Raw genomic sequence first — 17,341 nt, forward strand, 5'->3', positions numbered from 1 at the left:
GCCTAAACGACTTTCTGCTGCGACACCGTACCCAAGCGTCCGCTGCTATGTCGGGCGGGCTAGGCGGCCCGCAGAGAGAACTTCGGTCAGCAGATGGAAGCTTAGGCACGGAATTTCTGTCGCTGAGTGGCTTTAGCTCAATGGCGGCATTGCTGGCGGCGGCGCAGGTGCAGGCCCAGCAGGCCGCCCATCATCAGCACCACGGTGGTCGGCTCGGGCACCGAGCTCACCAAGGCCAGGGCAGTGCCCGGGTCATCGGTGATGATGCCCGAGAGCTGGCCGTCCACTACCTTCCCATTGATCATGCGCTGCGACTTCAGATTGATCAGGTCGGCCATGGTCTCGGCCTCGTTCACTGTCCAGGCGAAGACCCGCAGGCCGCGGCTGTTGGCCAGGGAGAGCAGATCGCCCCAGAAGGGCTCGCCGCCATTGAGCAAATCGGTGAAGGACAAGGCCACGCCATCAATGCCTCGCGCGACCAGACCATCCAGGAAGGCGCCACGTGCATCCAGGCCTTGAGCCGCGCGGAAGCCGCCCACGAAGCCAAGGTGAAAGACCTCGGCTTCACCCAGGTGTTGCACCAGGTCAGCGGCGGCGGTGTCATTCCAGGCAAAGGCCACGGCTTGCTTGGCGTCGAAGCCGGTCTCGGCCATGGCCTGAGCCATGGCGGCCCCGGCGTTGTTGACCTTCACATCCAGCACGACTTTGCTCTTGCCTTCCACGGCAACTTGAAGGGTTTCGGCCAGGGTGGGGATTCTTTCATTCTTGTACTTGTCACCGAACACGTCCGGCAAGGCATTGGACATGCCCTTGAGCTCGGCAGCCGTCAGGTCAGCGACCTTCTTGTTGACGCCGCTCACCCGTGTCGTTGTGTCGTCGTGCGAGATCACGGCCACGCCGTCCTTGCTCAGGCGGATGTCGGTTTCAAAGCGATGCGCACCCAGGGCGATAGCCTGACGGTCTGAGGCCAAGGAATTCTCGGGCGCGAACATGGAGTTGCCGCGGTGTGCGATCACCTCGAAGCCCTTGGCCATGCTGGTGATGTTGGGCGCGGTTTGCTCGAAGGTCTTGCCGCTGCCCAGGAAGTAATGTTGCCGCATCTCGGCTTCGCTGAGAGCCTTGTCATAGACGGCCACTTGGTCCACAACGCCGATGTTCAAAAAGCTGTTGGGTGTGCCCTTGTTCCAGTCAGCGCCAATGGCGGCCAGCTGACCCACCGGCAGAGCCGAGTTGAGTTTGACGGCGGTATGGCGATCACGCAGCACGCCGTTCACATAGATCTTGGCCGAGGGGCCGGCGGGGTCGTTGGGGTCGAGTTGGCCAACCACGTGCATCCACTCGCCTTGACGCTTGTCGATCAGCGTGGCGCTGGCACCGGGGCGCTCAGCGTAGCCATTGGCCGTGGCCACTTTGAAGCGCAATTCGCCATTCGCCTTGTCCAGGTACATGACGTAGTTGTCCTGGCTGCTGTCATAGATGCTGCCGTAGGCGCCGCTGGTGCTGAGCATGGAGGCGTCAAGCTTGACCCAGGCTTCCACACTGACCGCCTTCTTTCCGGTCATCGCAGGCATCAGTGGCACTTGCAGATAGCTACCCTTGCCAGCCGCAGCGCCACCGAACAGGCCGGTTTGCAGGCCGGCGCTGCCCAGGGGAGTGGCGTTATAGCCGTTGCCACTGAAGTCAGCGCCGCTCAAACTGCCGGCCAGAGCGTCCAGCGTCCAGTAAGCCATGGGCTTGGCCGCGAGCACGGCGCTCTTGTAGCTATCGGCCTGGGTGCTGGCCATGGTTTGAGTGGCGGCAATGCAGCATAGCCCGGCGGCCAGGGCGCGCAGGGTTTGATGACGCAGGACAGGAGTGCTTCTGAGTTTAGACATGGGGTTTTGCTTGAGTGAGACACACGCGGCGCGGCCGCTGACTACAGACCCCAAAGCATGCGTTGCGTGTGTGACGAGACCGAGATGGCCATGGTCCTTTCGGCCTGGGTCGATCGACTTTTGGCCGCCGCAGCGGCAGCATGGCGCGCAGCGCTGGCTCGCCGGCATCCGGTCGCGCACGGCAGTGGTCGCGAAAGACATCTGACGGCGGACAGTGTGAATTCGACGTTGCTTCCGGAAACCGACCAAAGCTGCTGACTCTTGACCTGCCGAATTGCAGCTTCGTGTTGCACCCGACAAGTGCCCGAATGAACCAAGTCAGCCATAACCGACGTAAATAGGCGTGAGGCCGCTTAGTGCCCATAGCAGACATCCCAAGTACCGACGTCAAAGTCAACGATGCAGCGAATGCAGTCGCTCAAGGCTGAGAGCTGAATTCACGGTGTCGGGCACACAGCGGTCACTGACCTGGGCCCGCGCTTGCTAAGCCCGCTCAGTTCATCATGCTAATCGCTATGCCCTGCAGAAACTGCAGGGCAGGCGTGGCCAGCACTATGCGCGGCACCCCCTTGAGAAGGCCGTAGACCAGCGCAGCCCTTTCGCGTCCGCAGGCTGCGCCGCCTTCAAGCCCTATTGCAACAAGGTGCTGCGCAGCCCCCAGTTCGGGGCCCTGGTTTCGAGAGGCCGAGACACGACAGTGGTTCAGCTGATCGGCGGCCGCAAGGCGGCTTGCTCTGATTCAGTGGCAGCTCGGCATGGCCGACTCACCGCAGCCTGTACCCAAGCCAACAGCTAGCCTTGCACGGCTCCAGCCGCCCCAAGTTGGAACTACTGAACCACACGCTGATGCGTTGGACTCGACCGCGAATCACGAGGCATTGAACGTCTTGTTGCAGGCATGAGCCGAACCGATCAGTGGGTTCAAAACATGTCAGTAGTCATGCGGGCTCACATGGTTTGGAATGCCGGGGCTGACGAAACACGCTCGCAGTACCTCGAAAAAACAGGACCTGATATGACCCCAAACAGCTACGCCCCCAAACTCTGCGCCTCGCGGCGCCAGGTCTTGCAAATGGGTGCCGCCGGCCTCGGCGCCGGCCTGTTGCCCACCTTGCCACAGAGCGCGAATGCCGCCGCCGCTTTCAGTGTGCCCGATGAGGCTCGCCCACAAACTCGCGTCTGGATGGGCTGGCCCGCCAGCAGCGGCATCTGGGGCAGCAGCCTGCTGAGAAAAGTGCAAGACGACATCGCCCGATTGGCTCGCACCATTGCCAAGTACGAACCGGTGACTTTGCTCGCCAGCGGCACAGTCAACGCCACCAATGCCCGCACGCGCATCGGACCCACAAACTATCCGGTCACCATCCTCAGTAACATTCCGGTGGATGACTGCTGGCTGCGAGACACCGGCCCTGTTTTCCGAATCAACGGCGCTGGCGGATTGGATTGCATAGGCCTTAACTTCAACGGCTGGGGGAGTAAACAGGCCTGGAGCCGCGACGGCTATGTGGCCGAACGCATCGCTGCGCAACTGGGCCTGCGCATTACTCACGCGGACATCGTGGGCGAAGGTGGCGGCGTGATCTACGACGGCGACGGCACCTTGATCGCTAACGAGAGCTGCTGGGTCAATTCCAACCGCAACCCCAAGCTATCGCGTGCTGACATCGAGGCCGAATTGCTCTATCTCTATGGCGCCAGCAAGATGATCTGGTGCCAGGGCATCAAGGGTCAAGACATCACTGATGATCACATCGATGCAACGGCCCAGTTCGTGGCGCCGGGCAGCCTGGTGATCCACAACCCGCCCGAGGGCGACACGAGCATTTGGGCCCAAGATGCGCGCAAAGTACGCAGCCTGCTCAGTGCGGCCACCGATGCGCGCGGCCGCCGCTTCAACATCACGCTGCTGAATCAGCCCACCAAGGGTCGCCTCAAAGGCCCCGACGCCCTGCTGACCTATATCAACTATCTAGTCGTTAACCAGGCGGTGATCACTGTCAATTTCGGCGACACCATCACCGATTCGGACACCTTCGCCAAGCTCTCCGCGCTCTACCCGGGCCGCACGGTGGAGATGATCAAGATGGACAGCCTGTATACCGGCGGCGGCGGCATCCACTGCGTGACGCAGCAGCAACCGGTGGTGTGAACCCTGCAATCAACGGCGAATTGCAGGCGGATATGCCTGCTCCTGCACAAGCGGATGGCGCTGGAAGAGTGCCAACAGCTCACCGCTGTTCTGCAGACGTAGAAACTCCGAGTCAAAGCGGGCCCGCAGCAAATCACCTGATGGGCTGGCGCGAAAGGCGAAGAACATAGGCTTGCGCAGCACGGCGGGCCTAATCTCCACGTCTTGCGCATCCGTTACGTAACGCAAAGCCTCGGTGATTCGAGGGCCGTAATCCAGCACCGCATCAACCCTGCCGCGAACTAACATCCTGAGCATCGAACCTATGTCATGGATTTCTCGATATTCCATGGGCACATCGGTGTAGCGCTGGTAGCCATACCCTATCTGCGCCACCACGTACTTGTTGCGAAGAGTTTCGATGCCCAGCCAGAGCGGGAAGCGCTGACGCAAGACCGCGGCACTGACGAGGTCCATATCGGTGACCTGCTTGGACAAGCGACCGCCAGGACCGGGGTCATTTGTGCCCGGAACGACCACGCCCTCACCCGACGTCAGCATGGTCAGAGCGCGCGCAAACGGAACGATGGTTACGTGCAGCTCGAATTGCGGTGGCGGAAACACCGCCCGCGCCAACTCCACATAGAGCCCGCGCCCCTGGCCGTCGACATAGCCAGGGTAGTCCGGGAATGCCAAGGTCACCGACTCGGCAGCTGCAGCAGTTCCACACCAAGCCAATGCGGCCAATAAGCGAAGGAATTTGATCATGGCTGCTCCCAAGATTGAGTCTCAGGAGTTCAACTTTAGCCCAGGCCTTCAAACCCCCAGCTTGTCGCGCAGCGTGTAGTACCAAGCGCCCAAAGCAGTGAAAGGCACGCGCATTAGGCGACCGCCAGGGAAGGGATAGTGCGGCAAGCCTGCGAACACGTCGAAACGCTCGGTCTGCCCGCGGATTGCCTCGCCCAGCACCCTGCCGATCAGGTGGGTGTAGGTCACACCGTGGCCAGAACAGCCCTGCGAGAAATAGATATTGCGATCCAGGCGCCCCACTTCGGGCAGGCGCGAGAGCGTTAACAGGAAGTTGCCGGTCCAGGCATAGTCCAGCCGCACCCCCTCCAACTGCGGGAAGGTCTTCAGCAACTTGGGGCGAATGATGGCCTCCACATGCGCCGGATCCCGCGCACCGTAAATCACGCCGCCGCCGTAAAGCAAACGCTTATCGGCCGAGAATCGGAAGTAGTCCAGCAAGTAGTTGCAGTCCTCAACGCAGTAGTCCGAGGGAATCAGATCGCGCCAGCGTTCTCCCAGCGGTTCGGTTGCCACCACCTGGGTGCCGCAAGGCATGGAGCGCGCCGCCAGTCGGGGCTCCAATCCGCCGATATAGGCGTTGCAGGCGAGCACGACGGTGTTGGCCAAGACCTCGCCCTCGGAGGTTCGCACACGCGCCGTGGCACCGCGCTCAATCTTCAGTACCGCAGAATTCTCATGGATCACACCACCCATTCCCTCGAACGCCGCGGCCTCGCCTTGCGCCAGTTTGAGGGGATGAATATGACCGCCGCTTGAATCCAGCAAGGCTGCGCAATAACGGTCAACCTTGACGGCCTGCTGCAAGCCCACGCCATCCAGCATGCTCAGACCTTGGTGGCCATGGCGCTCCCACAGCGCCTTCTGCGCTTCCAGGTGACGGGCTTGCTTGGCTGTCAGCGCCGCGAACAAGCCACCATCCTTCAAGTCGCAGGGAATTTGATAGCGGCTGACGAAATCTCGGATCACCCGTCCACCTTCGAAGGCCATCTGCCCGAGTGCCTGCGCCGTAGCCGCGCCATGGCGGGCTTCGATGACATCTAGGTCACGAGAATAGCTGTTGACGATCTGGCCGCCATTGCGACCGGAGGCACCCCAGCCGACCTTGGCCGCCTCCAGCACCACCACCTTGAGGCCAGCCTCGGCCAGGTGCAGCGCAGTAGACAGTCCGGTGTAGCCGGCGCCGATGATGCAAACATCGGCGCGCACCGTGCCTCGCAAAGCGGGCCGACTTGGCTGCGGGAGGCCAGAAGCGGCGTAGTAGGACGGCGCATGCCGGCTGGCGTCATGCGCCGGCGCATCCGTTTGAGCGAGAGTGGAGCGAGCAAGTTCAGGCATCGATCTGGATCCAGGTGGTTTTCAACTCGGTGTATTTGTCCAAGGCGTGCAGGGATTTGTCGCGGCCGTTGCCGGACTGTTTGACACCGCCAAAAGGCACGGTGATATCGTCTTCATCGTACTGATTCACATGCACCGTACCAGCGCGCAAGGCGCGCGCCACCCGGTGAGCGCGGTTGATGTTGTGGCTCCAGACGGCGGCTTGCAGGCCGTAGGGGCTGTCATTGGCGATCGCAATCGCCTCAGCCTCGGTCTTGAAACGAAGCACGCTGATGACGGGGCCGAAGATCTCCTCGCGAGCAATGCGCATCCGGTTGTCGACCTGATCGAAGACGGTGGCCTGCATATAGCTGCCGCCACTTTCAGCATGACAGCGTTGGCCACCCAGACGCAGACGTGCGCCTTCTTGCAGGCCTGCACCCACATAGGATTCGACGCTCTTGAGTTGCGCTTCGTCCACCAAGGCCCCCATGGGCGCGCCCCAGTCAAGGCCGTTCTCGGCGCGAAACCCTCGCGCCGCCTCCACCAACTGTTCGGTGAAGGCATCGGCCACGCTGTCCTGCACCAGCACGCGCGAAGGGGCATTGCAGCTTTCGCCTTGATTGAAGAACAGGCTGGCCGCAGCGGCCCGCGCAGCCGCAGCCGGGTCGGCATGGTCATCGAAGACCAGAAAGGCCGATTTACCGCCCAGCTCGTTGTAGACGCGCTTGAGGTTGGAGCGGCCCGCGTACTCGAGCATGCAGCGGCCGACCCGAGTGGAGCCGGTGAAGCCAATCGCATCCACCTCCGGGTGTAGGGCCAGCGCCTCGCCGGCTTCATGGCCATAGCCGGGCAGCACATTCAATACCCCAGCCGGCAAGCCGGCCTGCAGCGCCAACTCAGCTAGGCGCAAAGCGCTGAAAGGCGACTTTTCGCTTGGTTTCAACACCACCGAGTTGCCGGCGGCCAGCGCCGGCCCCAACTTCCAGCATGCCATGATGAGGGGGTAGTTCCAGGGCACAACGCAGCCGATCACGCCCATGGCTTCACGCGTGATCAGGGCCAGCGCATCGACCCCGGTGGGCGCCACTTCGCCATAGACCTTGTCGATGGCCTCGCCATACCAGGCCAGGCAGCGCGCACTCGCCGGCACATCGACCTGCAGGGCATTGCGCAGCGGCTTGCCCATGTCCAGGCACTCCAGCAAGGCCAATTCCTCGCGGGCCTCCAGGACCAGAGCCGCAAAACGCTGCAAGACGACTTTGCGCTGGGCCGGCGCCTGGCGGGCCCAACGCGCATCGTCAAAGGCCTGGCGTGCGCTGCGCACGGCCAGTTCCACTTCGGCGCTGCCGCAGCGTGCGACCTGTCCCAGCAAGCGGCCGTCCAAAGGTGAATGTTTGGCAAAGCTGGCGCCTAGCGCCTGACGCTCACCGGCGATGAAGGCACGGCCATCAGGCCGCAAGCGACACGCGCGGGCGTGCCAGTCGGTCTCTGCATAGATGGAGGAAGTCATGGCGGGTTTCTTGGATCAGGGTCAGGGTTAGGACTTGTTCGGCGACTCTTTCCAGGCTGCACACAGCTCCCGCGTGCGCCGGCGCTCGGCACGCACCGCCCATAGGCTGGCGGCAGTGATGCTGGCCACAACGACCAGGATGATTAGCGTCGCCATCGCGTTCACGCTCGGGTCCACGCCTAGGCGAGCGCGCGAGAAGATCACCAGCGGTAGCGTGGTGGAACCCGGGCCGGACAAAAAGGCCGACACCACCACATCGTCTAGCGAGAGACTGAAGGTCAGCAGCCAGGCTGAGCCAAGGGCTTGCAGAATCATCGGCAGGGTGACCAAGACAAACACTTGCTGCGGGCGCGCACCCAAATCCAGTGCGGCCTCTTCCAAGGCGGGCGGCAACTCGCGCAGCCGGGCCTGGATCACCACGGTGGCATAGGCCATGCCCAGGAGGCTGTGGCCAATCAGCAAGGTGCCAAGGCCACGCGAAGGGAAGCCCAAAGCCCCTTGCATGCCCACCAGCAGCAAGAGCAAGGCTAGGCCGACGATCACTTCCGGCATCACCAAGGGCGCACTGACCATGCCGGCGAACAAAGCCCGGCCGCGAAAGCGCGGGTATTTCACCAAGGCATAAGACGCCGGCAAAGCCAGAAGCACACTGCCGGTGGCCGCCAGCAAGGCCAACTTGAGCGACAGACCAAGTGCTGCCAGCATCTCGCCGTCGCCGAACAGCTTGCTGTACCAGCGCAGCGTGAAGCCTCGCCACAGCCTCGGCACTGCCGAGTCGTTGAATGAGAACAGCACCAGGGCGACGATCGGCAGGTAGAGGAACAAGTAGCCAGCACCCAACCAGCAGCGCGCCAACTGGCCTGACAGGCCCTGCATCAAGGCATGTGGTGTCAACAAGGGTTTCTTCATGCTCGAGCCTCCCGATCCTGTACCCGGTTGAGCCAGCTCAAGGGCAGCACGATCAGCAAAAGCAGAACCACCGCCACCGCGCAGGCCATGGGCCAGTCGTTGTTATTGAAGAATTCCTCCCAAAGCACCTTGCCTATCATCAGAGTGCGTGGCCCACCGAGCAGTTCCGGAATCACGTACTCACCGATGCAAGGGATGAAGACCAGCATGCTTCCGGCCGCAATGGCGCCTCGCGACAGCGGTACCGTGATGCGCCAGAAGGCCTGCCAGGGCGTCGCGCCGAGGTCATGCGCTGCCTCCAGCAAGCGCAGGTCCATCTTGGCCAGACCGGCATAGAGCGGCAGGATCATGAAGGGCAGATAGCTGTAAAGCAGCCCCAGCATCAGCGAAAACGGCGTGTGCATGTACTTGCCCGGCGCCTCGATCAAGCCCAGCCACAGCAGCACATGGTCCAGGCCGACACTATCCATCAGCGCGGCCAACCAGCCGCCCTCCCCCAGCAGCAGCTTCCAAGCATAGACCCGCAGCAGAAATGAGGTCCAGAACGGAGCCATCACCAGCATCAGCAGCACGCCCTGCCGCGCGGGCTTGGCGCGCGCCATGAAGTAGGCAAAAGGGTAGCCCAAGAGCAGGCAACCGAGGGTCGTGAAAGCCGCCATGCGCAGGCTGGCCAGATAGGCATTGAAATAGAGCCCATCGCCCAGGAGATTGCTGAAATTGCTGCTGCGCAGGGTCAGCTGCCACGCGCCGTCGATCTGGCGCAGCAGGCTGTCGGGTCGCACCAGGCCCATCTGCGAGAGGCTGAAGTTCAGCACCACCGCGAACGGCGCCAGAAAGAACAACAAGAGCCAGGCATAGGGCAAGCCGATGACCCAGTGGCGGCCGCGCAAACCGTTCAGCCATGCGGGGCGCCATGCATTTGAGCTAAGCAACAACGCGCTCATTGGTTCAGCACCACTTGGGCATCGTCGGACCAACTGGCCCAGACGGTCTGGCCGGTGTGGAAGGGGTCTTCGGCATGGCGGCTGGCATTGGTCTGGCTGACCTTCAAGCGCGCGCCGCTGCGCAGGCGCAGGCTGTAGACCGTGTAGCTGCCGAAGTAGGCCTGCGAGTCCAACACCCCTTGCAGGCGGTTGTATTCGGACTCGGGTGCGCGGTGCGACAGTGCGATCTTCTCCGGCCGCAAGGCCACACTGACCGCCATGCCCAAGGTGCCGGTGATGCCGTGGCCAACATGGTGACAACAGTCCTGGCATTGCACATGCACATGGTCCGAAGCGTCGGCCACCACATGGCCGTCCATCAGGTTCACATTGCCGATGAAATCGGCCACATAGCGGCTGGCTGGGGTTTCGTAGATGTCTTGCGGCGCCCCCACCTGCAGCACCCTGCCCTGGCCCATGACGGCGATGCGGGTCGCCATAGTCATGGCCTCTTCCTGGTCATGTGTGACCATCACACAGGTCACACCGACCTCGCGGATGATGGCCAGCAGCTCCAACTGGGTCTGCTCGCGCAGCTTCTTGTCCAAGGCACCCAGTGGTTCGTCCAAAAGCAACAGCTGCGGCCGTTTGGCCAGGCTGCGCGCCAGCGCCACCCGCTGCTGCTGGCCGCCTGACAGCTGGTGTGGCCGGCGTCTGGCGAAGGCCTGCAATTGCACCAGCTTGAGCATGGCGTCGACACGCTCGGCCACCTGGGCCTTGGGCAGGCCATCGCGGCGCAGACCGAAGGCGATGTTGTCCCACACGTTCAAATGGGGGAACAAGGCGTAGGACTGAAACATCATATTGATGGGCCGGGCATAGGGCGGCAAGCCACTCAGGTCTTGTCCATTCAAGACGATGCGGCCGGCACTGGGGTTCTCAAAGCCGGCCAACATGCGCAGCAAGGTTGTCTTGCCACAGCCCGAGGCGCCCAGCAGGGCGAAGATCTCGCCGCGCGCGATGTTCAGGTTGACCTGGTCCACGGCCTTGACGCCACCAAAGTCTTTGTCCACCGCCTCAATGCGCAGATAGGCTCCGGGTCGGCGCGCCATCGCAGGCTCAAGCTGCTGGAATTGACTGGGTTTCATCAACAGGCCTCCGCGCTCAGACATGCAGCAACAAGTGCTCTCGTTCCCAGGGCGAGATCACCTTCATGAACTCGGCGACCTCGACTTCCTTGACCTCGGTATAGACGGTCACGAACTCGGGGCCCAAGACCTCGGCCAGATCCTTGTCCTCGCGCAGCAGCGCCAGAGCCTCGCCCAAGCTGCGCGGCAGCTGGTAGTCACCCAGATAGGCATCGCCGGTGCATTCGCGGCTGGGCTCGATGCGATTCTTGATACCCAGATAGCCGCAGGCCAACGTGGCGGCCAGAGCCACATAGGGGTTGGCGTCCGCGCCGATGACGCGGTTCTCAACTCGGCGCGCGACCGGAGGCGCTAGCGGCGAGCGTATGCCGACGGTGCGGTTGTCGGTGCCCCATTGGATATTGATCGGTGCAGCGGTGGAGCGCACCAGGCGACGGTAGCTGTTCACATAGGGGGCGAACAAGGCCATGGCGGCCGGAATGTACTTCTGCAAGCCGCCGATGTACCAGAAGAACTCCTTGCTCGGGCTGCCGTCCTCATTGCTGAAAAGGTTGCGCCCGGTGGCCTTGTTGATCACGCTCTGATGCACATGCATGGCACTGCCGGGCTCGCCGGCAATCGGCTTGGCCATGAAGGTGGCATACATATCGTGACGCAAGGCGGCTTCACGCACGGTGCGCTTGAAAAGAAAGACCTCATCGGCCAAGCCCAGTGGATGAGCGTGGAAGAAATTGATCTCCATCTGGCCCGCGCCGATCTCGTGGATCAGCGTGTCGACGTTCAACTCCATTTGCTCGCAGTAGGCGTAGACATCCTCGAACAGCGGATCGAACTCGTTGACGGCATCGATGGAATAGGCCTGGCGCGAGGTCTCGGCGCGGCCCGATCGGCCGACCGGGGGTTTCAGCGGGATGTCCGGATCGGTGTTGCGCTCGACCAAATAGAACTCCAGCTCGGGCGCCACCACTGGGTCCCAGCCCTCACGCTCATACAAATCGCAGACGCGGCGCAGCACCGAGCGCGGCGCAAAGGGCACTAACTTGCCCTCGCGATCAAAGCAGTCATGGATGATCTGCGCCGTCGGGTCGGTGGCCCAGGGCACGATGCGGGCCGTGCTCGGATCGGGGCGCAGATGCATATCGTGGTCGGTAGGGCTGATGACCTCGTTGTAGGGTCCGCTTTCGGGACACTCGCCGGTCACGCCCATGGCCACCACCACCTCGGGCAAGCGCATGCCACGATCCTCAGTGAACTTCTCGCGCGGCAGGATCTTGCCGCGCGCCACGCCGGTCAAGTCCGGAACCAGGCACTCCACCTCGGTGACGCGTTTGTCCTTGAACCATTGCTCGAGCTCGCTAAAGCTCTGGTTGTCTCTTTCCACCATAAGTCACCTATTTCTTCTCGTTATTCACTCGCCCCGGTATGAGGCGATGTCTCGTTAGCACCAGGCCGGGACGGTGCTGGCCTTGTATTCCTCACAGGCGTGGGCAAAGGCCTTGAACAGTGCTCGCGATACCGGCAAGCGGTCTGCCTGCCACTCCGGATGCCACTGCACACACAGATTGAAACCAGGGGCATCGGGCTTGCTGAAGGCTTCAATCAAGCCATCTGGGGCGGTCGCTTCCACCCGCAAGCCTGGCGCCAGCGTCTTCACGCCCTGCCCGTGAACCGAGTTGACGCGAACGTCATCGCAGGCCAAGAGCGAGCGCAGCAGACCGCCAGGCGTTAGACGCACCGGGTGGGCCTCGGCAAACATGGCTGCAGCGCCGTCCTCATCAGAGCCACGGTGCTCGCCCAGACCGGGCTGCTCATGCACCGCCTGATGCAGCGATCCGCCCAGTGCGACGTTGACTTCCTGCATGCCGCGGCAAATTGCCAGCAGCGGCAAACCACGCCTCAAAATTTGCGGAATCAAAGGCAGGGTTGCCGCGTCACGCCTGGCGTCCAAGGGCAGCGTGGGGTCACGCAGAGGCTCACCGAAGTGACGCGGGTTGACATTGGAGGGCGAACCCGTCAACAGCACTCCAGCAGCCACTTCGAGCAACTCCTCCCACTCCGCCTGGCTGGCACCCGGCACCACCAGAGGCGTGCAACCGGCGTTGCGCAGCGCTTCCAGATAAGGCTCGCGCAAGACCTGGTAGCGGTGCGCACCGATCTCACGACTGCAACTGGGCAAAAGCACCAGTGGCTTGCGCCGATTTCGTATGGGCAGGTCCATCTTGCTCAATCAGAAGCTCATGACCACCGAGGTGGCGAGCATTTGGTTATTACGCTGAAACTGTTCGCTTCCCTTGTGCAGGAACACAGGCAAGTCAGCCCGGTCCACCCGATACTCGACTTTGAATTGGGTGCTCGTATTGAATTGATAGCGCCCACCCAGGGCCAAGGCGCTTCGATTGGCGCCGCGCTGGGCATCGCCCAGCAAGTCGGGTCCCAGGCCGTTGCGCGAGTCGGCAAAGCTGTAGCCCAGGGCGCCGCCACCGTTCTTGCTGTTGTTCAGGTAGTCCAGGCGCGCGACCAATTCGAGCTGGGGCGTCAGCTTGTAGGCGGCCATGGTGGAGATGCCCCACCACTGGCTGTCTTGCAATTCGCCACTGAGCGCATTGGCGCTGATGGCAGCTTGGCGTTGCATGCCGACGCCGATCTGCCCACCCAGCGTCCAATCCCCGCGACTGAAGAAGCCATCGATCTCGAAGGCGTGCACCAGCGTGTCGTCGCTGGCATAGGGCTGACCACTGACCGGATTGCCGGCCGGATCAGTGCTGCGCCAATTGGCCAGCTTGCCGTGAACGCCGGCAAAGCCCCAGCCATTGAACTCGCGTTTGTAGTCATAGAAGTCCACCCGGTAGGCCAAGGCAGGCATCTTCTGACCACTGTTCTTGCGTGAGCTGTTCACATTGGCCAGTAGGACCTTGATGGACCAGGGGCTGCGCTGCAAGTCCAGGCCCGCGCCGGTGTAAACCGCCGGCAGGGTGAAGTCGAACAAGAGGTTGTGCGAGACCAGGCGGTTCTGATTCGCTTGCATGACTTCATAGCCCGACCAGTCAGGAATCTGGCCCGCGATGAAACGCGTCTGCAGATTGCCCAAGGGAATCGACACACTGGCCTCGTGCACGATGGATTGGCCATCGATGGCAATGCCGCCGCCTCCTCGGTTCGGGGCCAACGTCAGGCGGAACTTGGACCCGCCTTCGAACTCCTTTTGGAAGTCCAGTATGGCCATGCCGAAGGCGCCGTTGTCATAGGCGTACTCGCCGTTCTGGGCCGAGTTTAGGAACTGAAATCCGGCGCGATTTTGCCCCTGGCTGTAGACATAGCTCGGGTCGATCAGGCCGCTGATCTTCAGCCCTTTAAAACCCATCGTCTCCTGCGCCTCTTCCAGCGCTTCGCCGCGCACCGTGGTGCGATTGAGTTGGCGCTGCTGCTCGGGCGTGAGGCCTTGGGGCTCAGCCGCTTGCTTGCTCTCCAACTCCTGCAGCTTGATCTGCATGGCGTTCATGGCGGCCTGCATTTGCCTCATCTGGTCGGACAACTCAGCGGCCGTCTGCGCCCGCACTGGCGCACCGTGCAGCAGGGTCAACAATGCCAACAAGGGCAGCAGTGCAAAGGGAATGTCTTTCTTCATGGCAATGCCTCTTTCGGTAAAGGGTTCGGGCAAGGCTCCGCCTGGGCAGGCCGCGTGCAACACGACCCGCTCCAGAGCGGTAGGGGATTGGGGGAAGAGCCGGGCTTAGCGGCCAGGCTTAACGGCCAGTCTTAGAGGCCGGACTTGAAGCTGGTGTAAGCGCGCGACATCATGCGGCGCAGTTCGTTGTTGACGCCACCCTGCACACCCATGCGGGCGATCTCGGCATCGGTCGGGAAAACCGAGGGGTTGCTGGAGATTTCGGGGCGTACATACTTGCGCGCTTCCTTGTTGGGGTTCGCGTAGAAGAGCTTGTTGCTGAGCGAGGCGTGCACCTCGGGGCGCAGGATGTAGTTGATGAATTTGTGCGCATTGGCGGCATGCGGCGCATCTGCCGGAATCACCATGGTGTCGAAGAACAAGATGCCGCCGCTCTTGGGCATTGGCGCCTCGATGCGCTGACCACTCTTGGACTCGATTGCGCGCTGGCGGGCGCCGTTAATGTCACCCGACCAACCCATCGCCACACAGACGGAGCCCGACACCAAATCATTCAGATAGCCCGAGGAGCTGAACAAGGTGATGTGGGGGCGCACCGCATGCAAGAGTTCGGTGGCTGCCGCGTAGTCGCTAGGCCGGGTGGTGTTGAGTGGCTTTCCAAGATAGTGAAAGACAGCCGGCAGCACCTCGGAGGCCGAGTCCAGATAGGACACGCCGCAATTCTTCAGGCGCGATACATACTCGGGCTTGAACAGCAAATCCCAGCTGTTCTCGGGCATGGGCAGGTCCTTCAGCGCGGCCTTCACCTTGTCGACGTTATAGCCCACCGTGGTGTAGCCCCACAGCCAGGTCACCATGTACTGGTTGCCGGGATCCAGCTTGGCGACCTGGGCCTGCAGCACTGGATCCAGGTTCTTCAGATTCGGAAGGTTGCTCTTGTCCAGGGGCTGCAGCAGACCGCCATCTGCCTGCATCTTGGCCCAGCCGGTCGAGGACATCACGATGTCGTAACCGGTACGCCCTGCCACCAACTTGGTGTGCAGGATCTCGCTGCTGTCAAAGGTGTCGTAGCGCACCTTGATGCCGGTTTCCTTCTCGAAGTTGGCAATCGTGTCATCGGCGATATAGGACGACCAGTTATAGAAGTTCAGTACCTTCTCTTCAGCCTGGGCCGAAGCGCCAAGATGCGCGGTCGCCAGGCCCAGTCCCAGCAGGGCTGCGCGCCACAGCGAGCGATGGATGGTTCGTTTCATGATGCGTGTTTCCTCGATGGTTTTCTTTGGCTTCACTTGAACAATGCACCGATCCCGACTGCCCTCGGCGCTGGAACTTCGACAACAAATCGAAAATGAGGGTCAGCCTGCCGGTCTTAGGTCGGGGCGAACATGCTGCCCATCGCTGCTGAGCAAGGTGCGATACATATCGGGCCGGCGGTCACGGAAGAATCCGAAGCTCTGCCGGTCCTGCCGAATAACCTCCAGATCAAAGCTTTGCAGCAGGACGGTCTCATCGGTCCGATTTGCCTCGGCCAGCTTGGCGCCGGTGTGATCGGCAATAAAGCTGCTGCCATAGAACGTGCCCGTCAATGCCTGCTGCCTGTCATTGCCATTGCCCAGGCCGGTTTCACTGCCGATGCGGTTGGCGGCGACCACTGGCACCATATTCGCCGCAGCGTGGCCTTGCATGGTGCGCTGCCAATGGCCAGCGGTGTCCATCTCGGCACTATGCGGTTCGGAACCAATGATGGTGGGGAAGCACAGCACTTCCGCCCCCATCAAGGCCATGCTGCGCGCCGTCTCGGGATACCACTGGTCCCAGCAGATGGCAACGCCGATGCGGCCGAAACGGGTGTCCCAGACCTTGAAGCCGGTGTCGCCTGGGGTGAAGTAGAACTTCTCTGTGTAGCCCGGGCCATCAGGGATATGGGTCTTGCGGTAGACGCCAAGCACCTTGCCGTCGGCATCGGCCATGGCCACGCTGTTGTAGGCCGCATTACCGGCGCGCTCGAAGAAGCCGATCGGCAAAACGATGCCCAACTCACCTGCCAACTTGGCGAAATGCGCGATGCTGGCATTGCCTTCGAAGGGTTCGGCCAGGTCCAGATGGCGCCAGTTTTGATCCAGACAGAAGTACGGCATCATGAACAATTCAGGGCACAGCACCAGATTGGCTCCCCGCGCGGCGGCTTGCCGAATCAGGCGCTCGGCGCGATCCATATTGCGCTGAAAGTCCCAGTCGCCCGAAGCCATTTGGACGGCCGCGACGGTGATTTTTCTTGTTGTCATCTTGCGAGTCTCCGTGTGGCTCAGGCGGGGAAGCGGCATACCGCGAGGCGGTTGCCCAACATCGGTTGCTGCTGGGTGGAGCAATGAGTAGCGCCACCGCCCAAAGAGATGGCGCCAATAGGTAGTAGCTCCACCTTCCGATCCGGAAAGGCCTTGGCAAAAACCTGGCGCGCCAACTCGTCTTGCGGCACGTTGAAGGCGGTAGAGATCACCGCGCCATTGACCAAGATGTAGTTGGAGTAGATGTCGCAGAAGCGCTCGCTGCCGTAGTTGTGCGCACCTCGCGGCACCGGCAGATCGAGAATCTCAAAGCGCCGACCCCGCGCGTCGGTGGCCAGTTCAAGCGCGCGGCGGTTCTCCTGCATGGCGCGGTAGTAGTCGCCCTGATCAGGGTCGGCCGCATTGAAGAGGATGCGTGCCGGCGCAATGAAGGAGGCGATGCCGTCCACATGGCCGTCGGTTTCCACCTCGGCTGGGTTGCCCGGCAGCCATATGATTGTCTCCACGCCCAGCATGCGCCGCAACTCGGCCTCGATTTCGGCCCGCGTCATGCCTGGATTTCGATTCGGATGCAGCAGACAACTCTCAGTCGTCAGCAAGGTGCCTTGACCGTCCACGTAGAAGGACCCGCCTTCAAGCACCATCTCCGACTGAATCAGCGGCACCTGGGCAAGCGCCGAAATATCGGCGGCCGAACGCTGACAACCCTCATAAGGACGGTACTTTTCGCCCCAGGCATTGAAGCGAAAGCCGACCGCCTTTTGCGTGACTTGGTTTTCGTCGACCAGAAAGATCGGTCCGCAGTCGCG

The 17,341-nt window shown here is 62.0% G+C and carries 14 protein-coding genes; 1 reads left to right on the forward strand and 13 read right to left on the reverse strand.

Going from position 1 to position 17,341, the window contains the following annotated elements; translation table 11 throughout:
- Positions 1-137 precede the first annotated feature (137 nt).
- Positions 138-1,874: a glycerophosphodiester phosphodiesterase family protein gene (locus tag AABB87_RS20215; RefSeq protein ID WP_341973101.1), complete on the reverse strand. Its 1,737-nt coding sequence runs from the start codon at positions 1,872-1,874 to the stop codon at positions 138-140.
- A gap of 1,015 nt (positions 1,875-2,889) precedes the next feature.
- On the opposite strand from AABB87_RS20215, the gene AABB87_RS20220 reads away from it, so the two are divergent.
- Positions 2,890-4,026 carry an agmatine deiminase family protein gene (locus AABB87_RS20220; protein WP_341973103.1) on the forward strand — a complete coding sequence of 379 codons (1,137 nt, stop codon included), beginning with the start codon at positions 2,890-2,892 and terminating at the stop codon, positions 4,024-4,026.
- A gap of 9 nt (positions 4,027-4,035) precedes the next feature.
- On the opposite strand, the gene AABB87_RS20225 is transcribed toward AABB87_RS20220, so the two are convergent.
- From AABB87_RS20225 to AABB87_RS20280, 12 genes are all read right to left on the reverse strand, one after another.
- Positions 4,036-4,773, reverse strand: a complete 738-nt coding sequence (locus tag AABB87_RS20225) for a substrate-binding periplasmic protein (protein WP_341973105.1) — start codon at positions 4,771-4,773, stop codon at positions 4,036-4,038.
- A 48-nt stretch (positions 4,774-4,821) separates the two neighbouring features.
- Complete coding sequence (locus tag AABB87_RS20230; RefSeq protein WP_341973106.1) at positions 4,822-6,150, reverse strand: NAD(P)/FAD-dependent oxidoreductase; 1,329 nt, start codon at positions 6,148-6,150, stop codon at positions 4,822-4,824.
- Positions 6,143-7,642 (reverse strand): aldehyde dehydrogenase, encoded by a 1,500-nt coding sequence (locus AABB87_RS20235; protein ID WP_341973107.1) that lies wholly within the window; start codon positions 7,640-7,642, stop codon positions 6,143-6,145. Before AABB87_RS20235 ends, AABB87_RS20230 begins: the two co-directional genes overlap by 8 nt.
- 27 nt (positions 7,643-7,669) lie before the next feature.
- Positions 7,670-8,551 carry an ABC transporter permease gene (locus AABB87_RS20240; protein WP_341973108.1) on the reverse strand — a complete coding sequence of 294 codons (882 nt, stop codon included), beginning with the start codon at positions 8,549-8,551 and terminating at the stop codon, positions 7,670-7,672.
- Positions 8,548-9,495, reverse strand: a complete 948-nt coding sequence (locus tag AABB87_RS20245) for an ABC transporter permease subunit (RefSeq protein ID WP_341973109.1) — start codon at positions 9,493-9,495, stop codon at positions 8,548-8,550. Before AABB87_RS20245 ends, AABB87_RS20240 begins: the two co-directional genes overlap by 4 nt.
- Positions 9,492-10,622 (reverse strand): ABC transporter ATP-binding protein, encoded by a 1,131-nt coding sequence (locus AABB87_RS20250; protein ID WP_341973110.1) that lies wholly within the window; start codon positions 10,620-10,622, stop codon positions 9,492-9,494. Before AABB87_RS20250 ends, AABB87_RS20245 begins: the two co-directional genes overlap by 4 nt.
- A gap of 16 nt (positions 10,623-10,638) precedes the next feature.
- The gene (locus AABB87_RS20255; RefSeq protein WP_341973111.1) at positions 10,639-12,006 is read right to left on the reverse strand and encodes a glutamine synthetase family protein; all 1,368 of its coding nucleotides are present in this window, start codon (positions 12,004-12,006) and stop codon (positions 10,639-10,641) included.
- 54 nt (positions 12,007-12,060) lie between these two features.
- Positions 12,061-12,840 (reverse strand): gamma-glutamyl-gamma-aminobutyrate hydrolase family protein, encoded by a 780-nt coding sequence (locus AABB87_RS20260; RefSeq protein WP_341973125.1) that lies wholly within the window; start codon positions 12,838-12,840, stop codon positions 12,061-12,063.
- A 9-nt stretch (positions 12,841-12,849) separates the two neighbouring features.
- The gene (locus AABB87_RS20265; protein WP_341973112.1) at positions 12,850-14,247 is read right to left on the reverse strand and encodes a DUF3138 family protein; all 1,398 of its coding nucleotides are present in this window, start codon (positions 14,245-14,247) and stop codon (positions 12,850-12,852) included.
- Between the two features lie 131 nt (positions 14,248-14,378).
- A complete protein-coding gene (locus AABB87_RS20270) occupies positions 14,379-15,500 on the reverse strand; it encodes a polyamine ABC transporter substrate-binding protein (RefSeq protein WP_341973114.1) in 1,122 nt (373 codons plus the stop codon).
- A gap of 102 nt (positions 15,501-15,602) precedes the next feature.
- Entirely contained in the window at positions 15,603-16,532 is a 930-nt protein-coding gene (aguB, locus tag AABB87_RS20275) for an N-carbamoylputrescine amidase (RefSeq protein WP_341973115.1), read from the reverse strand.
- A 20-nt stretch (positions 16,533-16,552) separates the two neighbouring features.
- Positions 16,553-17,341: agmatine deiminase family protein (locus AABB87_RS20280; protein WP_341973117.1), on the reverse strand; the 789-nt coding region annotated here is incomplete at its 5' end.

This window comes from Roseateles sp. PN1, assembly GCF_038419725.1.
In the GTDB taxonomy this organism is placed as follows: domain Bacteria; phylum Pseudomonadota; class Gammaproteobacteria; order Burkholderiales; family Burkholderiaceae_C; genus Paucibacter_A.